Below are 22,927 nucleotides of genomic sequence, written 5' to 3'. Positions count from 1 at the left end.
GCACTCACCTATGGCTGCGCCGCACCAAGCGGGGGGCGGCGGATTGGTTTGGGGGGAGGAACGTCAGAAAGGCGAGGGCGCGTCAGGCGCGCCCTCGCAGATGGTTTACTTCCAGCTGGCCGTGGTAAAGCGCAGCACTTCGTCCGCCGTTGGGGTGTATTCTACCTCGTTGGTCATGACGTAGTTGGTGTTGTAGGAGAACATCGGGGCCCAATAGGCTTCTTCGGTGATCCGTTCGATCGCCTTGGAGTAGTTCTCTTTACGCACTTCCGGATCGGTCGAGCTGTCGGCGACGTTGAGATACTCAAGCGTCTCGTCGTCCATCGCATAGTCCAGCGAGCCATGCTTGAAGAACTGGCTAACCATCGCAGAGGCGTCGTTGATCGAATAGCTGCCCCAAGTCTGGAAGGAGATCGGTGTTTCGCCCTTCATGTTCAGCTCGCGCAAGGCGGAGTACTGCAACATCTTGAAGTTGGTATCGATGCCAACTGCGTTCAGGTAGCTGGTGATCGCCTCGGCATACTCACGGTCGCGGTAGGCGTAGAAGTCAACGGAAAGCCCGTCTTCGTAGCCTGCTTCGGCGAGCAGCGCTTTGGCCTTCTCGGGATCGTACTCATATTCTACAGCCGCTTCTTCGTCGCAGCCAAACTGGCTGGGGAAGCAGGGGGTGTAGACGACCTTGGATTTGCCCTTCAGCAGCGCGTCGACCAGTTCTTGACGGTTGATCGCGTGGTTTACCGCCTTACGGACGCGGACGTCGGTGAAGGGGCTGTCCTCGGACCGGCCCGCTGCGTCCATCGCGAGATAGCCAACCCGCATGGTGGATTCGTTGGAAACCTGGAACTCGTCACGCTCGGCCAGTTTTTCAGCCTGATCCGACGGCACCTGCCAGATCACATCAAGCGATCCGCTGAACAGTTCCGCCATCTGCGTGTTCACATCCGGAATGGTACGGATGTCGACGTTCTTGATGCTCGGCTTGCCCTTGGGGCTGTCGTGGTAGCCTTCGTAGGCTTCAAGCTTGAAGTGCTGGCCGGGAACGACTTCAGTGACCTTATAGGGGCCGGTGCCAACGGGTTTCAGGCCCATGCCCTCGGGGCCAGCTTCCTCGTAGTAATCGCTGGGGTACATCGACACAGGACCGGAAAGGAATTCGATCGCTGCCGGGAATTTCTCTTTCAGCATGATGCGGACGGTGTAATCGTCGACTTTCTCAGCCGATTTCATCCAGTTTACATTGCGCTGCGTCTTCACGCCGTTGGCCTCATCCGCCACATAGTTGACGGTAAAGACGACGTCATCTGCGGTGAAGTCAGACCCGTCATGGAACTTCACGCCTTCGCGCAGTTTCAGTTCAATGGTGGTGTCGTCAATCCAGTTCCACTCGGTCGCGAGATTGCCTTTGTATTCGTTGGTCACGGGATCGCGGTAGATCAGACCGTCCCAAACGGCGCGCTGCAGCACCACGCCTTCGCGGGAGGAGTTGAAGTAGCTGTCGACGTTCTCAAGCTCTTTGGTAAAGGCGACGCGCAGCGTGTCGTCAGCCTTGTCCGCCCAAGCAGCGCCCGTCGCGGCAGCGAGGACGAGCCCGGTGATGGTTGATTTCAGGACCGTGGATTTCATGGTCAACTCCCTGTGGTTTACGAATTTGCTTCCGTAGCATTTTTGGCTTGCAGCGAAGTATCATATAGTAATACTCAATATCGCTATACGATTAGTAAACGCAAACTGATTACAAGTCGTCAAGGCCCGCTTGGCGAAACCTCTGGATTTTTAAGGCAAGTGATTGGAAATGAAGCAAAACACTCTTTACGTTGGGTCACTTGCCAAAGGGTTGCGGCTGCTGCGCGCCTTTGATGAATCGCATACGGAACTGTCCTTGGTAGAGCTTGCCGCGCGCAGTGGGCTGGACAAAAGCGCGGTTCAGAGGCTCGCAAACACGCTTCATATCGAAGGGATGCTCGACAAAGATCCGGCCACACGGCGGTTTCGCCCGTCCCACGCATGGCTCGAATTGGCGTATGCCTATTACTGGTCGGATCAACTGGTCGGGCAGGCGATTCCCAAGCTAATCGATCTCAGCCAAGAGATCGGCGAGACGGTGAACCTTGCCGAGTTGTCGACAGATCATATCATCTACGTCAGCCGTCTGCCCTGCCAACGCACCTATTTCGCCGCGACCGTCATTGGGCGGCGCTTGCCTGCGCTGTCGACCTCCGCAGGGCGGGCGATCATCTCGACCTTCTCGCCTGAAGACCGTGAAGAGGCGATAGAGACTTGGCCGCTAAAGCCCTTTACTGCACGGACAACGATGGACCGGGGAACGATCCGTCAAAGCATTGGGGAAGCGGTAGAGCAGGGCTATGCGATCTCCAGTGATCAGATGATCCTGTCCGAGATCGGTGTCGCCTGTCCGATCACTGGTCCGGACGGACGTGCCTTTGCAGCGGTGCAATGTTCGGTCTCGGCTCATACCTGGACGCGAGAGCGCATCGAGGCTGAAATCTTGCCGCGGTTGCAGGACACGGCCAATGCTATTTCACCGTCCTCGCAGGTGCACAGACGGTAGAAAAAGGGCCGAAGCGTCTTGCTCCGGCCCTCCAGTCTTTATTCCCAGTTCAGCTTTTCTTCCCGCTCCCAGAAGCGCAGCTTGCGACAGGTTTTGGCGAAATCGGTCGCATTGTCTGGTGAGACCTCCATCATGCCGCCATCCATATCGTCAGCGCCGGCAGCTTTCAGCAACGGCTCAGCTGCCTTGGTCCACGCAATAAACTTGTTATGTGCATAGGCGTCAGAGACGAAATCCTGCGAGGGTTTGTTCTTGGCAATCTTCCCGCTTGCGTCGTCCGAGAAAACCAGCGCCACCGCGTCAAAGACCACCGAAGGCCCCCCGTCGATCTTTTCGTCCGCTGCGCGGGTGCTGCCGTCCGACAGGGTGACGCCTTGGATATGCGGGGTCACGATCGCCACCATCGCACCTTCATCGGCAAAGGCCTTCTCTAGTGCCTCGACCACGGCGGCCTCGGCGCCGTCTGTCAGATAGAGACCAAGTTTGCGTCCGGCAAAACTGTCGGGCCCGTTCTTGAGAATGCTGAGCGCATCTGACGGCGGCAGATCGGTGATCGGCTCGCGGGCAGGGGTGGCAGGCTCGGGCATCTGGGTGACGCCAAGGCCCTCGGCCACCTGTTTCGCCAAGTCGTCATGTACGTTCATCAGATGGCTGAGAACCCGCAGGCGAATGGGCTCTTCCTGACATTTCGACAGCTCAAAGGTGTAGCCTGCCGCGATATGCTGCTGCTCAATCTTGGTCTGGCTGATGTAGAACTGGCGCGCTTGGCTATAGTGGTCGGCAAAGGTTTCCGAGCGCACACGTTGCTTCGTCCCGCTGACTTCTTCGGGGTAACTTTTGAAGCCTATCTCTGGGTTTTCACGCGGGTTGCCGTCTTCGCCCCAGCTGTTCGGCTCATAGTTCACCCGACCTTTAGGGTTGTGCATCGCCATATGGCCGTCTTGCTGGAAGTTGTGGAAGGGGCACTTCGGCGCGTTGATCGGGATATGGGTAAAGTTCGGCCCGCCGAGGCGCTTGAGCTGCGTGTCGAGGTAAGAGAAGTTCCGCCCCTGCAAAAGCGGGTCATTGGTATGATCGATCCCGCGCACGATGTTTTGGGTGCAAAAGGCGACTTGCTCGGTTTCCGCGAAGAAGTTGTCGACATTTGCATCCAGCGTCAGCGTGCCGATGATGCGGACAGGCACCTGCTCTTCGGGGATAAGCTTGGTGGCGTCGAGGATGTCGAACTCGAAGTTATCGGCAAATTCGTCGTCGAACACCTGAATGCCCAAGTCCCACTGGGGGAAGTCACCCGCGTCGATGGCATCCCACATGTCGCGGCGGTGGAAGTCGGGGTCCGCACCGTTGATCTTGAGCGCTTCGTTCCAGACCACTGATTGCAGGCCCTGCTTGGGCTTCCAGTGGAACTTCACGTAATGCGATTTACCCTCGGCATTGACTAGGCGGAAGGTATGGACGCCGAAACCCTCCATAAAGCGGAAAGAGCGCGGGATCGCGCGGTCGGACATCTGCCACAGCGTCATGTGAATGGCTTCAGGCGAGAGGGAAATGAAGTCCCAGAAGTTGTCATGCGCCGATTGGGCCTGCGGGAAGCCGCGGTCGGGTGCTGCTTTGACGGAGTGGACGAGATCGGGGAATTTCATTGCGTCTTGGATAAAGAAGACGGGGATGTTGTTGCCAACGAGATCCCAGTTGCCTTCCTTGGTGTAGAACTTGGTGGCAAAGCCGCGCACGTCGCGTGCCAGATCGAAGGAACCTTTGTTGCCCGCCACGGTCGAGAAGCGGGTGAAGGTCGGGGTCTTTTCTCCGACCCGTTGGAAAATATCTGCCGCGGAGAGCTCGGGGATCGCTTCCTTCAACTCGAAATGCCCATGCACGCCGTAGCCGCGGGCGTGGACGACGCGCTCGGGGATGCGCTCATGGTCGAAATGAAACATCTTCTCGCGGAAAACATGGTCTTCCATCAGGACCGGGCCGCGAGGCCCTGCGGTAAGTGAGTTTTGATCGTCCGAGATCGGCCCGCCCTGAGCGGTCGTCATCGTGCGGTCGCGGTCAGTGGTTTGCTGCCGGGGTTCGCCGCCTTTGCCACGGGTTTCATCTGTCATGAGGTACACTCCCTGTTGCGCGTCCGGTCGGACGTCGGATCATCATTCTGAAAAAGACGCGCGTCGGTCCCGCGCGCAGCCTATGTAAATTCAACCAAGACGCGACGTGCCGGTTCCCCGGTTTTCTGAGAAACAGACCGCTGGTCAGCCATCTGTTGAAGGAGCGGCATAAATTGGCTGCTGGGCCGACGACGTGAGGCTCTGCGTCGGACTCTTGGGTGGCATTGCCGCGGCATTCGCGGGCACAGCGGCTGCAAGAAACCTACGTAGTTTGTTGCAATGGGCAGGAAGGTCGCGCGCCGGTACGCAATCGCCGGGGGCGAGCTGCGGGGGCCAACTTGGAACTGCGCCGCTGCGGATTTGGTGGATCAGGTCATCAGCGCGTGGTAGACAGTCATCCGCCGCGTAATTGTCACCTGACAATCGCGCGCGCAAAGTATCCGCCATGCCACCCGCCGCACGTCCGGTAAGACGACAGGATGCAGCAACGCGGATATCGCTTGCGTGGCGCACCCGCCGCCCCAAGCTCCGCAGTGTGCGAATGATTTGGCGATCTTCGCCGCAGGGGATCGGTTCAAACCCGCCTGTCGCGACATAGGCCGACCGGGTAAAGCCGAGGCTCGCACCGGGGGTCTGCCCATGGCTGCCGCGCAGATCAGTGCAGTTTGACCCGTAGCGCGCAAATGCTTCTTGAACCAAGCCGCGGTAGGTGTCTTCGATATCCTGCAGGCTCTTATCCAGCCCCGCGAGCCAAGCGGTCTCGCCGGGGTGTAAATCAACTTTGCCGCAGACTGCATCCGCCTCTTGCAAATGATATAGGTTTCGCGCCACCCAATCCGGCGCGACCCGGCAATCGGCATCGGTTGTAAGGATATGGTTTAGATGGGGCAGGCTGCGCAGCGCCTCCGATCCACCCAAGCGCCGCGCCTCGCCCACGCCGCGTTGCGCCGGGTAGGCCACGTTAAGAACGTGTAGGTTGATGTGCAGCGCCGTTGCGGCAGCATTGGCGATCTCGGCAGTATCGTCGCCGGTGTTGTTTACGACGAGAATAACCTGCACCCGTTCGCTGCATTGTGGTGCAAGCGCATCAAGACAATGCGCAATGCGCTCAGCCTCATCGCGGGCGGGGATCACGATGGCAGTGTCTATGCAACGCGCGAAACTCATTGGGATACCTCCGTCAGCCCGCGGTCGATCCGGTAGTCTTCAGTCTTGGTCACGCAGGTGAACGCATGGTCAGGCAAAGCGGCGGTGAATATCCGCAGCGCTTCTTTTCCCTGCAGAGGGTTTCCGGTTGGGCCAAGCCAAGTCACGCAGAGGATTTCCGCATCGCCCCAACGCGTGGAGATATCCTGCGCGAGTTGGGTCAATCCGGCGGGGTCGAGAAAATAGAGTACTTCGGAAAGGATCAGCAGGTCGAAATCACCCTCTGGCAGGGGACCGGGGTAAAACCCCTGAACAAACCGCGCATCTGGTACACGTTCACGTGCTGCCCGTAGCGCCGTAGCGATGGCGTCCATTCCGGTATAGCGCGCGCAGATATCGCTGAGATGGGCGGCAAGCTCGCCATTGCCACATCCTAATTCAAAGGCCGACCGATAGCCACTTTTTGACAGGGCTGTGCGGGTCGCGGCGAACTTGCTTTGCTCATAGGCGCTTTCTGCGAACCCCCAAGGGTCAGAAGTGTCTGCGTAAAGCCCCTGAAGGTGATCCAAGCCCACGCCCATCACGGCATCCTCCAAAAAATCTCGCTCTCGCCCACGAATTTCTCCACGAACCCAGCAGGTAAGACGAAGCCTTCGGGGTCGTCTTTCACGACCTCACCCAATTGGCTGCGGTGTGCGGAAATCGCTGCCCGTTTGCGGGCCGCGGCTGTAGCATTGTCTAGCATCACCGCCCGATGGGAAGCGGCGCAACTTGCAAAGTCTGGGTCGTCCCAACGGGACCAAACGGGATAGCTGTAGAATTGGATATCCGGCCGACGTGCCCGCAAAATGCCCGCGATCCGCGCAGTGGTCTTATGGTCGCAATGTTTGTCTTCCTGCGCGGGCACGAAGACATGGCGTACCTGCTCGCGCTCAATGACTTCTTCTAACCGAACAACAATCTCCTCGGCGTCTACCTCGTGAAGCTGGCTGTCGGGCAGGCCGAGCCATGTAAGATTTACTGCAGTGCCTCCCAAAAGAATGAGCGCTTCTTGCAGTTCTTCGCGGCGCTTCTCTGCCAGCTTATCTGCTGGCCAGTCGTTTGAGCCGGGATGGCTGGCGCTGCCGTCCGTCATGCAAACGACATGTGCGCCTGCGCCGGCAAAGGCATTGGCCAGCAAGCCGCCGCAGGCGAGGGATTCATCGTCAGGATGGGGCGCGAGGACGAGGATCTTCTCGTCTCCTGCAAGGATTTCGGCGGCAATTGGCGGCGTAGCGGTCACTTGAACACTCCCCAGAGCCCGTCATCCTGTGAAAGGGCGTGTGTGGCTGCGCGCTGCAGGAAAGCATCGCGGGCCGCCTGACGCAGATAGACAGAGAGATCGCGCGCCATGCGCCCTGTCTCCGAGTTCTGGGTGAAGTGCCGCAGGCCGAGGCTCTGTTCGACAGCATTTATCGCGTCCAGACCCACTTCCTCGGTATAAAGCCGTGCCGCGATAGCATTGGCGACGAGCGTGTCTGGGGAAAAAGCGTTCGACTGGGCTGCTGTGGCCGCTCGCTCAACCAGCGCCATCCCTGCCCACACGCGCATCAGGACCTGCATCAACCGTGCCTTCTGCGCTTCCGCTTCTAACCTCTCCATGTTCCGCAATTGCTTGGCCGCTGCGCCAAGCAACCCTGCCGAGGCCCCCGCTTGGAGGGCAGCGATACGCCAGACGCCGCCGACAAAATGCGGTTCGCGTAGATAGTCGCCAGGCGCCCCAATCAGATCGCCTTCGCCAACCGTCAATCCGGAGAAGTCGTATTTACCTGACGCCGTCGCCCGCATGCCTAACATGTCCCATTGTGACGCATCGGCCCGTTCTATGTCGCGGACGTCGATTAGGATAAGCTGTGCCTCGGGACCAGCGTTTGCCGTTACAAGCGCATGGGTGACGGTGCCCAGACCGGAGGCAAAAAGCTTCTCGCCTTGGAGCGTGCCGGTTTCAGCGTCAAGTGTAACAGGCGTCGACCCGTCGGCACCCCAAACACCAAAGAGTGCATCGGAAGTGATGAGACCTTCTGCGGTTTTCTGCTGCGATGCAGAACCATAAAGCCGGATCAAACGCAGTGCGTTGACATGACCTTCCCAAAGGCGCCCCACGCCGAGATTGGTCGCCCCGATTTGCGTCAGCGCTTTGTAGGTTGTCTGTGGATCAGTCGCGCCGTCTTGGCGCATCAGACCTTCTTGCCGCAAGATATCTATGGAGCCGCCGATCGGCTGTTCGCCCCGCTCTTCATCGGCGGCGCGGTCTAACAGTTGATCTTGGGCCGCATCGGAAAGAGCCGCGTTGGACTCCTCGGCAGGAGGGAAAAGAGGAAAACGAGCCGCGCTGTTCATCGCCCAACCCAGTGCGCTTCATAGGGTGCCTTCACCAGTTCAAGCGTCACATCTCACTCCCTATCCTTTGACTTGAGCCGTTCTGTACAAAAGCGAGTTGCTTGCAGAACGGCTCTCGAAAAAAGCAACCTTTCGGACAGGGAAATGGTTCCCTGAAACCTGTAGGTTGCAGGGAAAGGGGGGCTTAGGTCTGAGGTTCTTTTCTGTAGAAAGGGGTATGGGGGCCCGTGTCAGCCCTCTGGGATTTCGCCCATCACCTTAGGCACATGATAACCTTTTTGCACCGCTTCACGCGCCCGCAATTGCTGGTACCAACGGCGCACGTTCGGATAGTCGGCAAGGTCAATCTGCTGCCATTCATAGCGCGAGGCCCAGGGCCAGCAGGCCATATCAGCGATGCTATACGCGCCGCAGATATAATCCTGCCCCTCTAGCTGTTTGTCCAATACGGAATAGAGCCGCTTCACCTCGCCCGCAAAGCGTTCTTCGGCATAGGCCGCTTTGCCGGGGTTGAAGTGGAGGAAGTGATGGGCCTGTCCGGCCATGGGGCCAAAGCCACCCATTTGCCACATGAGCCATTGCATCACCTCGGCCCGTGCGGTCTGGCCCTCGGGCAGAAAGCGGCCATGTTTCTCCGCCAGATACCACATGATCGCGCCGGATTCCATCAGGCGTACGCCCGTCTCATGGTCCTCAATGGCGGGGATTTTGTTGTTCGGGCTGATCTTAAGGAAATCCGGGCTGAACTGTTCGTCCTTGCCGATGTTGATGGCGTGAACCTTGTAGTCGATGCCTAGCTCTTCGAGCAGGATAGAGACCTTGCGGCCGTTCGGAGTGGTCCAAGTATAAAGATCAATCATGTGGTTCTGGTCCCTCTGGCATCGGCATTGTTTTCCAAACCCTATGCAGGCGGGCGGGGAGGGTCAATCTGCGCACCACCGTCGGAACCGCTGCAATGGCAGAGGGTTAATTCGCTATTATAGACCTCAGACAGTTTCGGGGATGGGAATTAGGGATATGTTGTCGGAAGAAGAACTGGCGAGGCGTGCCAAGACTGTTTTGCAGAAGCTTTGCGACCGGGAGCTAAAGGTCACCACTGCGGAAAGCTGCACCGGGGGACTGGTCGCCGCTCAACTGACCGATATCGAAGGATGCTCCCACGCCTTTGAACGTGGCTTTGTCACCTATACTGATCCGGCGAAACACGAACTGCTCGGCGTCGATCAACAGATGTTGGCGCAATGCGGCGCGGTTTCGGAACAGGTTGCGCGTGCGATGGCTGAGGGAGCTATGATGCGTTCGGGCGCGGATATTGCCGTTTCCACCACCGGTTTCGCGGGCCCGGCGGGGGAGGATGACGAAGAGGGGCTTGTACATTTTGCGCTTGCACGTCTAGGTCGGAACACGGTTCATCGGGTCAGGTCTTTTGGCGTGATCGGGCGCGACCCGATCCGACAGCGCAGCCTTGAGACGATATTGGAAATGTTGGAGGAGACATTGGCATGAGCACCACCGGCCAGGCAAATTTCGCAGCCTATCACCAACATGGTTTCATTCGGGTCGCCGCCAGCACCCCTCGGGTGCGTCCGGCTGATGTCTCTTTCAACCGCGACAGCCTGCTTGAAGAAATGCAGCGCGCCGATGCGGCCCGTGTCGATCTGCTGGTCTGCCCCGAACTCTGCCTTTCCTCCTACGCCATTGACGATCTCCACATGCAAGACGCGTTACTAACAGCGGTGGAAGAGGCGCTCGTCACCCTTGTCGAAGCCAGCGCTGATCTGACACCCGTCACGCTCATCGGTGCACCGCTGCGGCGGGAAGGGCGGCTCTACAACTGTGCGATTGCGATCTCGCGCGGGCAGATTTTGGGTGTGGTGCCGAAATCCTACTTGCCGAATTATCGTGAGTTCTACGAAAAACGCTGGTTTGCCCATGGCCGCGACACGGATGGGGAAATTAACGTCGCTGGCCAGACCGTGCCTTTTGGGGATGATCTGATCTTTGAGGCGACGGACCTGCCGGGCCTCATTTTCCACACCGAGATTTGCGAAGACCTCTGGACCCCCTCGCCGCCTTCGTCCGAGGCCGCCTTGGCCGGGGCGCTGATCCTGACCAACCTCTCGGCGTCCAACATCGTGATCGGCAAGTCGTCGGACCGCCATCTGCTCTGCCGCTCCCAGTCGATGCGCGCCTTTGCGGCCTATGTCTATTCAGCCGCCGGACCGGGAGAGAGCACCACCGATCTGGCTTGGGACGGGCAGGGGATGATCCACGAGTTGGGCGACCTCATGGCAGAGTCCACGCGGTTCCCGCTTGAGCCGGAACTGACCATTGCGGATATCGACAGCGGGCGTATCCAATCCGAGCGGATGCGCACAGGGAGTTTCCACGATGCCTCGCGCCACCGCGAACCCGCGTTCCGCCGGGTGCGGTTTGAGCACCAACCGCATTTTGAGCCCGCCGGTCTGATCCGTCCTGTGCGCCGCTTTCCCTACGTGCCGAACCGCGAAAGCCATTTGGATCAGGATTGTTACGAGGCGTTCAACATTCAGGTTGAAGGCCTGCGCCGCCGGTTTGAGGCGACGCCGGGCGAGACCATGGTGATCGGCATTTCCGGCGGGCTGGACTCAACCCATGCACTTATTGTGGCGGCCAAGGCTTGCGACCGCATGGGGCTCCCGCGGGAGCGCATTTTGGGCTATACGATGCCGGGGTTTGCGACCTCCGAGGGCACCAAATCTAACGCTTGGAAGTTGATGCGCGCCATGGGCATCACCGCCGATGAGATCGACATCCGCCCCGCCGCCCGGCAGATGTTGGAAGATATGGATCACCCCTTCTCTGGCGGTGAACCGGTCTATGACATCACTTTTGAGAATGTGCAGGCGGGCTTGCGCACGGACTATCTGTTCCGGCTGGCGAACCAGCGTAAAGGCTTTGTCATTGGTACTGGCGACTTGAGTGAACTGGCCCTTGGCTGGTGCACCTATGGAGTCGGCGATCAGATGAGCCACTATGCCGTTAACGCTGGCGTGCCCAAGACGCTCATCCAATATCTGATCCGCTGGAGCATCCAGAGCGATCAGTTCGATCCTGAGACCAACGCCGTGCTTGATGCCATCCTCGGCACCGAAATTTCGCCCGAGCTTGTGCCCGCCGGGGAGGATGAAAAAATCCAGAGCACGGAGTCGATGATTGGCCCCTATGAGCTCAACGACTTCTTCCTGTTCCACACGATGCGCTACGGGCTGGCGCCGTCGAAGGTCGCCTTTTTGGCCTATCAAGCGTGGCATGATGCAGAGCAGGGCCTGTGGCCTGCCGGTTTCCCGCGGACCAAGCGCAATGCCTATGACCTGCAGACCATTCGGGCGTGGCTGGAAAAATTCCTTCACCGCTTCTTTGCCACCAGCCAGTTCAAGCGCTCGGCGCTGCCGAACGGGCCAAAGGTCAGCGCTGGCGGGGCGCTTAGCCCCCGCGGGGATTGGCGCGCGCCCTCCGACAGTGTGGCGACGCCTTGGCTAGACGAGCTGCGCAAGAACGTTCCCGAGGCTTGGCCAAAGGGTTAAGCGCTCGCTGTCTCTTTGCCGGGGTCATGTTCTTCCCGGCTGAGATCACCTTCGACGAAGTTCGATGTCAGCGGCGGCGCGCCGTGGCGTTCTTGCGTCTCTGGATCGCTGCGCAGGGTCATGCGCAGCAGGCCCCAAGCCACAATGGCCAATTGAAACCCACCAAGCGCCAGCGGTAGACCGCGTGGCCCCATGACATCGAGCAGCCACCCGGCCAAGAGCGGCCCGATTGCCGCGCCGATACCCTGCATCAACACTAGCCCGCCGGAGACCGCGACCACCGCCGAACCCGGCGCGCGGTCGTTCACATGGGCCACGACGATGGATTGCGCGGGCAGTACCAAGCCGCCAATCGCAAAACCCAAAACCAAAAGCACGCTGCCTGAGGGGGCGGGGATCGGTAAAGTGAGCATCATCATAAAGCCGCCCGCCGCTGCAAGCCCGACACCCAGCCCCCGCCGGCTGATCCGGTCCGACATCCAACCCAGCGGAAACTGCAGCAGCAGCCCGCCGATGGTGAAGGCGGCGATCAGCAGGGCGATCCGGGATTGGGTGTAGTCCATCTCCTGGGCGAAGAGGGGGGCAAGGCCGTAGAAGGTCCCGATAGATGCGCCCACCAAGCCAGCGGCCACGGCGCCATAGGGCGACAAGCCCCAGAGCCTGCGCAGCGAAGGTGGTTCTTGTGCCTCTTCCGAACGCGGCCCTTCGACGCGCGAGAGCGAGATGGGCACCAGCGCCAGCGACATAACGATTGAAACAAGGACGAAGAGGGTGAATTCTGCGGGATCTCCAAGGTTCAGCAAAAACTGACCCGCCGCGCCAGAGGCCATTCCCACCATGCCATAGACGGCCAAAAGCTTGCCCCGCTGCGCGGAGCTGACCGAGGCGTTGAGCCAGCTTTCGGTTACGATAATCAACCCGGCAAAGGCGAAACCCGTCAGGCAGCGCACCGCGATCCAGACCCAAGGATCGATGAATGCCAGATGCATCAGGGCCGCTGCGGAGGCGACCGACGCCAGGGCCGCAAAGGTACGGATATGCCCCACGCTGCTGATCAACCGGGGCGCCACAAAGGAGCCGATGCTCAACCCAGCAAAGAAGCCCGACATGATCAGACCAGTCGCCGTCCCGCCGAAACCTTCAAGCCCCGCGCGAATGGCCAGCAGGGTGCCTTGCAGCCCGTTGCTCATCTGCAAAAGCGAAAACCCGAGCAGCAAAGTTACCAATGGCAGGATCGTGGACCGCATGTTTTCTCCTTGCTCTTGATCAGCATTTGGCGGGACAGTTCAACCGTGTTGGCCGCTCCACATGTGCAACGGTCTGGCCCTTTTCAATAGAGCCAACTGTGGCGGCGGGCGGCGGCTTCAAGCAGTTTTGACGTGCCTTTTGGCCCTCGCTGGTAGATTATGCCCATTGTAAAGCATTCAGAAAGCACTGCCGTGAAAGCCCTGCGTCAAACCATCGTATTCCTGCTCGTTCTTGCAGGCGGTGGTTATCTTTTGATCACCTACGTCCCCGAGGCGCGCAGCTTTGCGGCCCAAACCGGGCTGCTCGACCGGCTCGGGATCGAAATCACCCCCGAGGCTTCCGCAGCGCCGAGCGCAGACCGTCGGCGGGGCGGTGGACCGGTGCTGGTGGTGACAGAGCCGGTGGCAGAGGAGAACTTGGCGGACCGCATCACGGCCATCGGAGACGGGCGCGCCAAGCGGTCGGTCACGGTACGGTCCAACGCCGTGGGGGTGATCACTGACCTTTCTCTGCCGGAGGGGGGCAAGGTCTCCGCTGGTAGCGTGATTGCGATGCTTGAAGACGAGGCCGAAGAAATTGCGCTTCAGGCGGCGCAGCTTCAGTTGGACAATGCCCAGACGGAACAGTCCCGCGTCGCGCGCCTTCAGAATACCGGTGCGGTGAGCGAGGTACGCCTGCGCGAAGTTGAACTGGCACTGCGCCGCGCCGAACTGGCTCTGCGTCAGGCAGAGTTCGACCTCGCCCAAAGGCGCATCACGGCGCCGATCACGGGCTGGGTTGGCATTACCGACATCGAAGTGGGCGACCGGGTAAGCGCGCAGGACGTTCTGGCAACATTGACGGACCGGAGCGAGATACTGATCGATTTCCGCGTCCCGGAACGGATCGTCGGGAAACTGGAACTGGGTCAGGAGATCACCGTCACTCCTTTGGGTCTGCGGGATATAGAACTGACCGGCGAAGTGAGCACCATCGACAGCGTGATTGACCGCGGCAGCCGGACACTGCGGGTGCGTGGCCGGGTGCCCAACCCCGAAGACTTGTTGCGCGCGGGCATGGCCTTTTCGGTTACCCTCAGTTTCGCGGGTGCGCCGTTGCTTTCCGTTCCACCGCTCGCCGTGCAATGGGACAGTGAAGGCGCCTTTGTCTGGGCTGTGCAAGAGGGCGTAGCGCGCCGCGTGTCGATTGAGATCGCGCAACGCAACAGCGGGTCGGTCTTGGTCCGCTCTGACGGGATACATCCCGGTGAAGCGGTCGTAACAGAAGGCGTCCAGTCCCTGCGCGAAGGGGCTGAGGTGCGGGCGACCAACCGGGCTGGTAGTGCTGAAACAGACGCCGCCCGCCGCGCGGAAGACACGCTATGAGTGAGGCCGCGCTCTCCGGCACGGCACTGTTTGTCCGGCGACCCATCCTCGCGATGGTGCTGAATGCGCTGATTATTCTCGCTGGTGTGGCGGCGCTTTTCGGAGCGGAAATTCGCGAGTTGCCGAATGTTGACCGTCCAGTGGTCACGGTGACAACGACCTTTACAGGAGCCTCACCGGAAAGCGTGGACAAAGAGCTGACGGGCCGTGTCGAAGGGGCCGTAGGGCGCGTCTCGGGCGTGCGGGCGATTTCTTCCAGTTCCAACTTCGGGCGCAGTCGGGTGACGCTGGAGTTCAGCGATGATGTTGATATCGACGTTGCCGCCACCGATGTGCGCGATGCCGTTGCCCGGATCGCCAACCAACTGCCCGAAGGCGCCGAGCAGCCGCAGATTGTCAAAGCGGATGCCGACGCCCAGCCTGTTATGCGCATTGCGGTGACCTCAACCGGGCGGTCGCCTGAAGACCTCACGCGGCTGGTGCAGGAGCGGGTCGAAGACCGTCTCATCTCTGTCAGCGGTGTGGCCGATCTTCAGGTCTATGGCGATAGAGAGCCGTTCTTTCGCGTGGACATCGACCAATTGGCGCTCGCCAGCCGCGGGCTGACTTTGGGAGATATCCAGCGGGTGCTCTCCGACGTTGCCTATGACGCGCCAGCGGGCGATCTGGCGGGTGAGCGACAGTCGATCAATGTGCGCACCACTGCGAGCGTGACGACGCCGGAGGCTTTCGAGAACCTCGAACTGAAACCGAATGTCAAGCTGGGCGACGTGGCACAGGTGACGCTTGGCCCGGCGGATGGTGATACGGTGCTGCGGGCGAACGGGCGGCTGGGGCTGGGTATCGGGATCATCCGGCAGGCCACGTCCAACACGCTGGAAATCTCGCGCGATGTTCGTGCCGTGGTCGATGATCTTGCGCAAACCCTGCCGTCCGATGTCAGTATCTTCGTTACTTCCGACGACGCGACTTTCATTTCAGGCTCAATAGAAGAGGTGCTGCGTACGCTCGCGATTGCTGTCGCGATTGTGGTTGCGGTGATCTTTGTATTCCTGCGCGACCTGCGGGCCACCCTGATCCCGGCGCTGACATTGCCAGTGGCGCTCATCGGCACGCTGGCGGCGATATATCTGGTCGGCTTTTCGATCAATATCCTGACGCTGCTGGCGCTGGTACTGGCAACAGGCATGGTCGTGGATGATGCGATTGTGGTGCTGGAGAACATCGTCCGCCAGCGCGCCGCTGGCATGGCACCCCGCGCCGCGGCGGTCCATGGCACGGCGCAGGTCTTTTTTGCCGTCGTCACCACGACAGCGACCCTTGCGGCGGTCTTTGTTCCGCTGTCCTTCCTTCCGGGGCAGGCGGGCGGGCTGTTTCGAGAGTTCGGCTATACGCTTGCGATGGCGGTCGCCCTTTCGTCTGTCATCGCACTGACCCTTTGCCCGGTGCTCGCCAGCCGTTTGCTTGCCCGCCCATCCGAAGAGACGCCCCGTGGTCCAATGGTCTCGCTCGGCAAAGGGTTGTTTGCCCTCTACGCCGCCACGCTGCGCGGGGCTTTGGCGATGCCATTCGTCGTGATCCTGATCGCGGCCTTTGTCGCCGTTGCGGCCAGTCTGCTCGCAGGGGGAATTCGGCAAGAACTGACCCCCCGCGAGGACCGGGCGGTGGCATTGCTCAGCGTTTCGGCCCCGCAGGGGGTGTCGCTGGACTACACACAAAGCAAGATGCGCGAGATCGAAGATCTCATCGCGCCGTTGCAAGAAGCGGGCGAGGTCACCAACATTTTTTCCATCAGCGGTTTCGGCTCTGGCAACAGGGGGTTCATGGTGTTTACCCTCGCCAAATGGGAAGACCGCGCCCGCGCGCAGGACGAGATCGTGGGCGAGATCAATGGCAAGCTGCGCGGGATCGTCGGCGTACGGGCCTTTGCCATCCAGCCCAATTCCCTGCGTATCCGGGGGGCGGGGCGGGGGCTGGCCTTTGCTATCACCGGCAACAACTACGACCAGCTTGCCGAGGTGGCGCAGACCATGGTGGATCGGCTGAGCGAAAACCCCGCCATGGGCAGCGTGCGGCTGGATTACGAGCGTACGCAGCCGCAGCTATTCGTTCAGATCGACAGGACGTTGGCCGCTGATCTGGGGGTAGATATCGCCGGTCTGGGGCAGGCTTTACAGGCCATGCTCGACGGGCGCGAGGTGGCGTCGGTCTTTATCGAAGACACCAGCTACGGCGTGCAGCTGCTTTCGACCTCGGACAAGATCGATGACCCCCGCGATCTTGAAAACGTCTTTGTGCAATCTGGTGCGGGGCAGATGATCCCGCTCTCCAGTTTCGTGACGCTTGAGGAGCGCGCCGTTGCGCCGTCGCTTGACCGCGAGGGGCAGAACCGGTCCGTGTCGATCTCTGCCTCGCTGACACCTGCGCTGTCGCTCGGCGACGCGCTGGAAGAGGTACGTCGCATGGGAGAGGACGTGTTGGCCGAGGAAAACCGTATTCTGCCACTGGCCGAAGCGGCAGCACTGGACCAAACTGGATCAGGGCTGGCGGTGACATTCGGCTTTGCCATCCTGGTGGTGTTTCTGGTGCTGGCTGCCCAGTTCGAAAGCTTTATTTCGGCCATTGTCGTCATGTCGACGGTGCCGCTTGGGCTGGCCTGTGCAATCTTCGCGCTCCTGCTGACGGGGCAGAGCCTGAACGTCTATAGCCAGATCGGGTTGGTGATGTTGATCGGCATCATGGCGAAGAACGGTATCTTGATTGTCGAATTTGCGAACCAGCTGCGCGACAAGGGCGCCGATATTCATGAGGCGATCTATGGCGCGGCGACGATCCGTCTGCGCCCGGTGATGATGACGATGACCTCTACGGTACTGGGCGGCGTGCCCTTGATCCTCTCTGCCGGCGCCGGAGCAGAAGCGCGCGAGGCGCTCGGTTGGGTGATTGTCGGCGGGCTGGGCATGGCCACGGTGTCGACGCTCTACCTCACGCCCGTCGCCTATTTTCTGCTGGCGCGTTTCACCACGCCCAAGGCGACCGAGGAGGCGCAGCTGCAAAGCGAGTTGGCCGAGGCCAAGCCGGTCTGACCGCAATATTCCTTTGACCATGCAACTTCCCCGCGCCCCGCGCGTTGAGGGATGTAGGGCAGCGCGCAAGTACCGACGCACGCCTTGTTTGGGCTGAACAGCTAGAAGGGGATATGACAGTGGGCGGCGAGCAGAATGCTGAAGGAGCGGTGCATCCGATGACCCCGCATACGGCAAGTCAAACTGCCACACTGTTCAGCGACCAGACCTCTTGGCGCGTGGCGCGGGCCGATAAGTTTGCGATGATCGTCGATGCCGCGGATTACTTCCGTCTGCTGCGCAAAGTGTTTCTGGCTGCCAGCCGCGAATTGCTTTTAGTCGGCTGGGACTTCGACTTTGAGCTCGAGATGCTGCCGGGAGAAAGCGACGCCGAGGGCCTCGCTCCGGACGGCTACCCCAACCAATTGGGCGCCTTTGTCGAAGCTGTCGTCGAGCGCAACCCGGACCTTCATGTTTACTTGCTAAAATGGAACGGTGCCGTGCTCGCCGCGCCGGGTCGTTTGATGCCATCGCTGGCCCTCAGCCTTTTTAGTGGCGACCGGGTCCACTTTGCTTTGGATGGCCACCACCCTTTTGGAGCCTGCCACCACCAAAAGATCGTCGTGGCGGATGACACGCTGGCTTTCTGTGGCGGGATCGACGCGACCGAAGACCGATGGGACACGCCGGAACACCTGCCGGAAGACCCCCGCCGCGTGCGCAAGGACGGCACCCTCTCGGGGCCGTGGCACGACGTCACCTCAGCGATGTCCGGCGATGCAGCTTCGGCCCTCGCGGAACTGTCGCGCCGCCGTTGGTTCCGTGCCACGGGCGAGGAGATCGACAAGCCTGTCGACCAGCGTCATTCAGATTGGCCCCAAGACCTTAACGTCGATGCCCATGACGTCGATGTGGCCATCGCGCGGACCGAACCGCCCTTTGATGGGGAGCCGCTGATCAACGAGATCGAACAGCTCTACCTCGCCGGGATCAAATCGGCCAAACGGCATATCTATATTGAATCCCAATACTTCGCTGCCGAGACGATCTGCACGGCGCTCGAGGCACGGCTGGCCGAACACAACGGGCCGGAAATTGTCATCATCAACCCCCGCCATGCTGAATCGCAGTTGGAAGATGACGCCATGCATGTGCTGCGCGAACGCTTGGTGAAACGGCTGCGAAAGGCCGACCGAGAGAAGCGCTTTCGCATTTACTATCCTGTCACCGAAGCGGGCGAGCCGATCTATGTCCATGCGAAGGTCATGATTATTGACGGCCATCTGTTGCGCTTGGGGTCGAGCAATCTGAACAATCGCTCGATGGGCTTTGACACCGAATGCGACGTGGCGATCGAAGGCCCGGCAGACACGATCGAAGGCTTCCGCACCAAGCTTATGGCAGAGCATCTGGGCGTGCAGCCTGAAGAGGTCGCCGAGCTGATGTCGCGCACTGGTTCGATGATTGCCACGATCAAACGGCTGAACGTGAAGCACGGCCGCGGGCTGCGGCGGGTTTCGCGCGATGCGGTGACCTATGTGGGCAGCTTCCTCGCCAACACACGGCTGCTCGATCCGCGCTACCACCCCGGCGAAGGCATGGCGACGGGCCGTGGTATCCGCCCCCGGCACCTCGCCCTGATCGCTGGTGGTGCGGCAGTGGCCTGGCTCGCTTGGCGCAAATGGGGCGGGCGTGACCGCTAGTCGTTAGGCCCAGACTTGGTCCGGGTCGGGCAGAGGGATGGCGTCTAGCAGGTCTCGCGTATAGGCCGCCTGCGGGTTGGCGAAAAGCGCCGCCGTCGGGCCTTGCTCAACGATCTCGCCGCGGTAGAGGACAAGCGTGCGGTCACAGAGCCTGCGGATCACCGACATGTCATGGCTGATAAAAGCCAAGGTGAGCCCCAGTTCCCGCACCAGTTCCTGCAGAAGGTTCAGCACCTGCGCCTGCGACGAGACATCCAACCCCGAGACGATCTCATCCGCGAGGATGAACTCAGGACGCAGAGCAATCGCCCGTGCGATCCCCACGCGCTGCCTTTGACCACCGGAGAGTTCATGCGGATAGCGATTGGCAAAGCTGCGCGGCAATCCGACCATATCCAGCGCTTCGAGTACCTTGGCCCCGATGCCTTCATGCCCTTGCACATGCAGCGGTCCCGCGATGATGCCCCCAACCCTGCGGCGCGGGTTGAGCGAGGACATTGGGTCTTGAAAGATCATCTGCATCTGCGCGCGCATGGGGCGCAGGTCGTCCTCGGCCAGATGGGTGATGTCCTGCCCGTTGAAGGTGATGCTGCCGCCGGTCGGTTCCAACAGCCGCAGCATTGCCCGACCGAGCGTCGATTTGCCCGATCCGGACCCACCGACGATGCCGAGCACCGCGCCCTGCGGCACGTCAAAGGTCAGCCCGCGCAGGATCTCAATTCGCGGCGCCGCCCCTAAGAGCGGTTTGCGCGTCATGTCGGGCAGGGAAAGTTGGAGGTCTTTGATCTGATACATCATGGTGCGGCCCTCCGGTCGTGGTCCTGCACTTCGCGTTCCACTTGTTCGATCACCGATTGCGGCACCGGGGTCAGCGCGCCTTCGGGGTCTTCATAGCTGGGTGTCGCGGCCAGAAGGGCGCGTGAATAGGGGTGGATGGGCCGGGTGAAAAAACGCCGCATCCGGGCGTCTTCGATCACTTTGCCTGCGTAGAGCACGCTGAGCGTGTCGCAGACTTTGGAAACCACGCCGAGGTCATGGGTCACGAACAAAAGCGCCGTGCCGTGGCGCGCTTGCATGTCTGCGATCAGGCGCAGGATTTGCTTTTGTACGGTCACATCGAGGGCGGTGGTCGGCTCATCGGCGATGATAAGCTTTGGCTCTGCTGAAAAAGCAGCGGCAATCAGGATGCGCTGGCGCATGCCGCCCGAAAGTTCATGGGGGTAGCTGCGCATGACGCGGGCGGGGTCGGGGATTTGGACTTCCTCCAGCAGATGCAATGCGCGGGCTTCGGCATCGCTGCGCGACCAGCCCAAGATATCGACCAGCCGCCGGGTGATCTGCGGCCCCACGCGCCGCACCGGGTTCAGCGCGGTCAGCGGGTCTTGCGGGATCAGCGCGGCGGTGGCGCCGATGCGGCGCTGGCGCTCGCGCGCAGGCAGGCTGAGCAGATCGACACCGTCGAGCCAAATCTCACCGCGGGTCACTTGAAGCGCGCGCGGCAGGGTGCCCAGCACTGCCTTGCCGATCATCGACTTACCCGCACCGCTTTCGCCAACCAGCCCATGCACCTGCCCCGCCGCCACATCCAGCGAGACCCGCCGCAGGATCGGGATGCCGCCCTTAAGCGTCACACAGAGGTTGCGGATTTGCAGATAAGCACTCATCGCAGCACCGGATCGAAACGGTCTTTCAACCCTTCGCCTAATTGAGAGAAGCTGAGCACCGTGAAGAACAGGGTAATCAGCGGGAAGACCAACACCCACCAAGCCTGATGGACCGAGGTGCGGCCCTCGGAAATCATGCCGCCCCATGTCGGGCTGTCGGTCGAAATCGACAGATTCACGAAGCTCAGGATCGCCTCGACAATCACCGCGATGCCCATTTCCAAGGTCAGCAGAGCGACGACGGTGGGCAGCACATTCGGTAAGATCTCGGCTAGCATTGTGCCCATCCGTTTGCGCCCCGCGACTTGGGCCGAAGCGACATAGTCCATCGCGCCTTGGGTCATCGCTTCGGCCCGGATCACGCGGGCGAAACGGGTCCAGTCGATCACCACGATGGCGATGATGATGGAGGTGAGGCCGGTGCCCAGCACGGCGATCAACAGAATGGCAAAGAGCACCGGCGGGAAGGCCATCCAGATGTCGACAAAGCGGCTGATAATGCGGTCCGGCCAGCCCCGGTAGTAGCCCGCGATCAGGCCAAGAGCAGTGCCTATTATGCAGGTTAGAGTACCCGCTACCAGTGCCACGATCAGCGCAAGACGGGCGCCATGGATGATCCGGCTCAGCACATCGCGGCCCAGTGAATCCGACCCCAGCCAAAACCCCGGCTCGGCGCCGCTTTCCCAAAATGGCGGAAGGCGGGAGGTGAAGAGGTCTTGGGCCAGCGGGTCTTGGGGGGCGATCCACGGGGCCAACAGTGCGGCCAGCGCCAGCAGCAACAGCCAACCGCCCGAGAGCCAGAGGCGCAGCCCGAGGGGGCGTTTGATGTCTCCGCGGGCGTCACGCATGGCGAAGCCTCGGGTTCAGCACGACATAGAGCATATCGACAGCGAAGTTCACGAGGGTAAAGATCAGCGCAAAGAGGATCACGATGCCCTGGATCAGCGGCAGATCGCGGTTGATCACCGCATCAATCGCCATATTGCCCAAGCCTTCGTAGCTGAACAGACGCTCAATGATGACGGTGCCGCCGATGAGGAAAGTGAACTGCACACCGACCAAAGTCAGCGTTGGCAGAATGGCATTGGGCAGCGCGTCGCGGGTGATGACATGGGTCTCGCCATAGCCATGGGTGCGCGACAGGGTGACGTAATCAAGATGCATGGTTTCTTTCAGGCTTTGCTTGAGCAGCTGCGCGATGATCGCCGAGAGCGGGATCGCCAGCGCCAGCGCGGGCATGAACATATGGCCGATCAAATCGCCCAAGACGTCTAAGCGCAGGCGCAGCAGGGCTTCGAAGAGGTAGAAATTCGTGGTGAAATCAATGTCGAGCGCGGGGGAGATGCGCCCCGAGATGTGGAACACCGGCCAGAGCACGCCGAAGAGCAAAATCAGCACCAAGCCCCAGAGGAAATCCGGGATCGACAGGGCCATGCCGGCGGAGATGTCGATGGCCCCCTCGGCACGGCTGTCGCGCCGCAGCGTGCCCATCAGCGCCAGCGTGCCGCCGATGGCGATGGCGATCAGCAGTGCGACGATACTCAGCTCCAGTGTGGCGGGCAGTCGGTTCAGGACAAGGCTACTCACCGGTTGGCGCAGCGAGATCGAGGTGCCGAAATCGCCCTGCAGGACGCCACTGAGCCAAATCACGAACTGCCCAAAGATCGATTTGTCGAACCCGTATTGCGCCTGCAGCCGGGCGATATCGGCCTCCGTCGCGCCGGGGGGCAGCATCATGGCAATCGGGTTGCCGGGGACCACGCGGATCACCACAAAGACGATCACGGCCACGCCAAAGAGCGTGATGGCGGTGCTGAGAAGCCGCATCAATATGCTGCGCAATAGGGTCATTTTGCCTCGGGAATTTGGTGTGACGGGACAGCCTTTGCCGCCCCGTCAAATGTTGCGTTACGCGCGTGTCATCAGATGCGGCAGCAGCGCGCCGGAGCGGTGCGGCACGACTTTGATGCCCGATACATGCAGGATCGGCTGCACATATTGCAGCAGCGGGATCACCTCGGCGTTCTCGGCGATGTGGCGGTCTACGGCCTTCCAGCCCTCGATGCGCTTGGCCTCGTCCTTCTCGCCCCAAAGCGGCAGGATCATGTTGAAGGTATC

18 protein-coding genes and 1 pseudogene are annotated in these 22,927 nt (G+C 60.8%); 6 read left to right on the top strand and 13 right to left on the bottom strand.

Annotated elements, in window-relative coordinates; translation table 11 throughout:
• Positions 1 to 105: 105 nt before the first annotated feature.
• A complete protein-coding gene (locus BLS57_RS11575) occupies positions 106 to 1,623 on the bottom strand; it encodes an ABC transporter substrate-binding protein (protein ID WP_093742424.1) in 1,518 nt (505 codons plus the stop codon).
• Positions 1,624 to 1,792: 169 nt separating this feature from the next.
• Between BLS57_RS11575 and BLS57_RS11570 the strand changes: the two genes are divergently transcribed.
• Positions 1,793 to 2,569, top strand: coding sequence for an IclR family transcriptional regulator (locus tag BLS57_RS11570; protein WP_244153672.1), 777 nt, complete (start codon positions 1,793 to 1,795; stop codon positions 2,567 to 2,569).
• 38 nt (positions 2,570 to 2,607) lie between these two features.
• Here the strand turns inward: BLS57_RS11570 and BLS57_RS11565 are convergent, their stop codons facing one another.
• From BLS57_RS11565 to BLS57_RS11540, 6 genes are all read right to left on the bottom strand, one after another.
• Positions 2,608 to 4,674 (bottom strand): catalase, encoded by a 2,067-nt coding sequence (locus BLS57_RS11565; RefSeq protein ID WP_093742418.1) that lies wholly within the window; start codon positions 4,672 to 4,674, stop codon positions 2,608 to 2,610.
• Positions 4,675 to 4,818: 144 nt separating this feature from the next.
• Positions 4,819 to 5,841, bottom strand: coding sequence for a glycosyltransferase family 2 protein (locus tag BLS57_RS11560; RefSeq protein WP_093742417.1), 1,023 nt, complete (start codon positions 5,839 to 5,841; stop codon positions 4,819 to 4,821).
• Complete coding sequence (locus BLS57_RS11555) at positions 5,838 to 6,401, bottom strand: class I SAM-dependent methyltransferase (RefSeq protein ID WP_093742415.1); 564 nt, start codon at positions 6,399 to 6,401, stop codon at positions 5,838 to 5,840. Before BLS57_RS11555 ends, BLS57_RS11560 begins: the two co-directional genes overlap by 4 nt.
• Positions 6,401 to 7,102, bottom strand: coding sequence for a PIG-L deacetylase family protein (locus BLS57_RS11550; RefSeq protein WP_167356419.1), 702 nt, complete (start codon positions 7,100 to 7,102; stop codon positions 6,401 to 6,403). The genes BLS57_RS11555 and BLS57_RS11550 overlap by 1 nt, the downstream gene beginning before the upstream one ends.
• Entirely contained in the window at positions 7,099 to 8,199 is a 1,101-nt protein-coding gene (locus tag BLS57_RS11545; RefSeq protein ID WP_093742411.1) for an acyl-CoA dehydrogenase family protein, read from the bottom strand. The genes BLS57_RS11550 and BLS57_RS11545 overlap by 4 nt, the downstream gene beginning before the upstream one ends.
• 230 nt (positions 8,200 to 8,429) lie before the next feature.
• Complete coding sequence (locus tag BLS57_RS11540; RefSeq protein WP_093742409.1) at positions 8,430 to 9,059, bottom strand: glutathione S-transferase family protein; 630 nt, start codon at positions 9,057 to 9,059, stop codon at positions 8,430 to 8,432.
• 157 nt (positions 9,060 to 9,216) lie between these two features.
• Between BLS57_RS11540 and BLS57_RS11535 the strand changes: the two genes are divergently transcribed.
• Together BLS57_RS11535 and BLS57_RS11530 are read left to right on the top strand one after the other, a co-directional pair.
• Positions 9,217 to 9,705: a CinA family protein gene (locus tag BLS57_RS11535; RefSeq protein WP_208597559.1), complete on the top strand. Its 489-nt coding sequence runs from the start codon at positions 9,217 to 9,219 to the stop codon at positions 9,703 to 9,705.
• Positions 9,702 to 11,765, top strand: a complete 2,064-nt coding sequence (locus BLS57_RS11530; RefSeq protein WP_093742405.1) for an NAD(+) synthase — start codon at positions 9,702 to 9,704, stop codon at positions 11,763 to 11,765. Before BLS57_RS11535 ends, BLS57_RS11530 begins: the two co-directional genes overlap by 4 nt.
• Here BLS57_RS11530 and BLS57_RS11525 read toward each other — a convergent pair.
• On the bottom strand, positions 11,762 to 13,012 hold the full coding sequence (locus BLS57_RS11525; protein WP_093742402.1) for an MFS transporter: 1,251 nt from the start codon (positions 13,010 to 13,012) through the stop codon (positions 11,762 to 11,764). The genes BLS57_RS11530 and BLS57_RS11525 overlap by 4 nt on opposite strands.
• 159 nt (positions 13,013 to 13,171) lie before the next feature.
• On the opposite strand from BLS57_RS11525, the gene BLS57_RS11520 reads away from it, so the two are divergent.
• The 3 genes from BLS57_RS11520 (at position 13,172) to BLS57_RS11510 (ending at position 19,145) form a co-directional block, all read left to right on the top strand.
• Positions 13,172 to 14,377, top strand: coding sequence for an efflux RND transporter periplasmic adaptor subunit (locus BLS57_RS11520; protein WP_244153671.1), 1,206 nt, complete (start codon positions 13,172 to 13,174; stop codon positions 14,375 to 14,377).
• Entirely contained in the window at positions 14,374 to 17,463 is a 3,090-nt protein-coding gene (locus BLS57_RS11515; RefSeq protein WP_093742398.1) for an efflux RND transporter permease subunit, read from the top strand. The genes BLS57_RS11520 and BLS57_RS11515 overlap by 4 nt, the downstream gene beginning before the upstream one ends.
• Before the next feature lie 158 nt (positions 17,464 to 17,621).
• Entirely contained in the window at positions 17,622 to 19,145 is a 1,524-nt protein-coding gene (locus BLS57_RS11510) for a phospholipase D-like domain-containing protein (protein ID WP_093742752.1), read from the top strand.
• A gap of 3 nt (positions 19,146 to 19,148) precedes the next feature.
• Here BLS57_RS11510 and BLS57_RS11505 read toward each other — a convergent pair whose 3' ends face one another.
• From BLS57_RS11505 to BLS57_RS11485, 5 genes and pseudogenes are all read right to left on the bottom strand, one after another.
• Complete coding sequence (locus BLS57_RS11505) at positions 19,149 to 19,943, bottom strand: ATP-binding cassette domain-containing protein (RefSeq protein WP_244153670.1); 795 nt, start codon at positions 19,941 to 19,943, stop codon at positions 19,149 to 19,151.
• Positions 19,940 to 20,809, bottom strand: coding sequence for an ABC transporter ATP-binding protein (locus tag BLS57_RS11500; protein WP_093742393.1), 870 nt, complete (start codon positions 20,807 to 20,809; stop codon positions 19,940 to 19,942). Before BLS57_RS11500 ends, BLS57_RS11505 begins: the two co-directional genes overlap by 4 nt.
• Entirely contained in the window at positions 20,806 to 21,657 is an 852-nt protein-coding gene (locus BLS57_RS11495) for an ABC transporter permease (RefSeq protein ID WP_093742391.1), read from the bottom strand. Before BLS57_RS11495 ends, BLS57_RS11500 begins: the two co-directional genes overlap by 4 nt.
• A complete protein-coding gene (locus tag BLS57_RS11490; protein ID WP_167356418.1) occupies positions 21,650 to 22,660 on the bottom strand; it encodes an ABC transporter permease in 1,011 nt (336 codons plus the stop codon). Before BLS57_RS11490 ends, BLS57_RS11495 begins: the two co-directional genes overlap by 8 nt.
• Positions 22,661 to 22,717: 57 nt before the next feature.
• Positions 22,718 to 22,927: pseudogene (locus BLS57_RS11485) on the bottom strand (ABC transporter substrate-binding protein); the annotation flags it as partial.

Origin of the sequence: Sulfitobacter delicatus (assembly GCF_900102535.1) — a bacterium.
Classification (GTDB): Bacteria; Pseudomonadota; Alphaproteobacteria; order Rhodobacterales; family Rhodobacteraceae; genus Sulfitobacter; species Sulfitobacter delicatus.
This window is presented reverse-complemented; position numbering and strand designations above follow the sequence as displayed.

What these genes read in the sequence shown, in the direction of transcription:
- BLS57_RS11495 (WP_093742391.1), bottom strand. Translation starts at nt 21,657, where the DNA reads ATGCGTGACGCCCGCGGAGACATCAAACGCCCCCTCGGGCTGCGCCTC.
- BLS57_RS11565 (WP_093742418.1), bottom strand. Translation starts at nt 4,674, where the DNA reads ATGACAGATGAAACCCGTGGCAAAGGCGGCGAACCCCGGCAGCAAACC.
- BLS57_RS11540 (WP_093742409.1), bottom strand. Translation starts at nt 9,059, where the DNA reads ATGATTGATCTTTATACTTGGACCACTCCGAACGGCCGCAAGGTCTCT.
- BLS57_RS11515 (WP_093742398.1), top strand. Translation starts at nt 14,374, where the DNA reads ATGAGTGAGGCCGCGCTCTCCGGCACGGCACTGTTTGTCCGGCGACCC.
- BLS57_RS11535 (WP_208597559.1), top strand. Translation starts at nt 9,217, where the DNA reads ATGTTGTCGGAAGAAGAACTGGCGAGGCGTGCCAAGACTGTTTTGCAG.
- BLS57_RS11555 (WP_093742415.1), bottom strand. Translation starts at nt 6,401, where the DNA reads ATGGGCGTGGGCTTGGATCACCTTCAGGGGCTTTACGCAGACACTTCT.
- BLS57_RS11560 (WP_093742417.1), bottom strand. Translation starts at nt 5,841, where the DNA reads ATGAGTTTCGCGCGTTGCATAGACACTGCCATCGTGATCCCCGCCCGC.
- BLS57_RS11500 (WP_093742393.1), bottom strand. Translation starts at nt 20,809, where the DNA reads ATGAGTGCTTATCTGCAAATCCGCAACCTCTGTGTGACGCTTAAGGGC.
- BLS57_RS11505 (WP_244153670.1), bottom strand. Translation starts at nt 19,943, where the DNA reads ATGATGTATCAGATCAAAGACCTCCAACTTTCCCTGCCCGACATGACG.
- BLS57_RS11575 (WP_093742424.1), bottom strand. Translation starts at nt 1,623, where the DNA reads ATGAAATCCACGGTCCTGAAATCAACCATCACCGGGCTCGTCCTCGCT.
- BLS57_RS11570 (WP_244153672.1), top strand. Translation starts at nt 1,793, where the DNA reads ATGAAGCAAAACACTCTTTACGTTGGGTCACTTGCCAAAGGGTTGCGG.
- BLS57_RS11490 (WP_167356418.1), bottom strand. Translation starts at nt 22,660, where the DNA reads ATGACCCTATTGCGCAGCATATTGATGCGGCTTCTCAGCACCGCCATC.
- BLS57_RS11530 (WP_093742405.1), top strand. Translation starts at nt 9,702, where the DNA reads ATGAGCACCACCGGCCAGGCAAATTTCGCAGCCTATCACCAACATGGT.
- BLS57_RS11510 (WP_093742752.1), top strand. Translation starts at nt 17,622, where the DNA reads ATGACCCCGCATACGGCAAGTCAAACTGCCACACTGTTCAGCGACCAG.
- BLS57_RS11525 (WP_093742402.1), bottom strand. Translation starts at nt 13,012, where the DNA reads ATGCGGTCCACGATCCTGCCATTGGTAACTTTGCTGCTCGGGTTTTCG.
- BLS57_RS11545 (WP_093742411.1), bottom strand. Translation starts at nt 8,199, where the DNA reads ATGAACAGCGCGGCTCGTTTTCCTCTTTTCCCTCCTGCCGAGGAGTCC.
- BLS57_RS11520 (WP_244153671.1), top strand. Translation starts at nt 13,172, where the DNA reads ATGCCCATTGTAAAGCATTCAGAAAGCACTGCCGTGAAAGCCCTGCGT.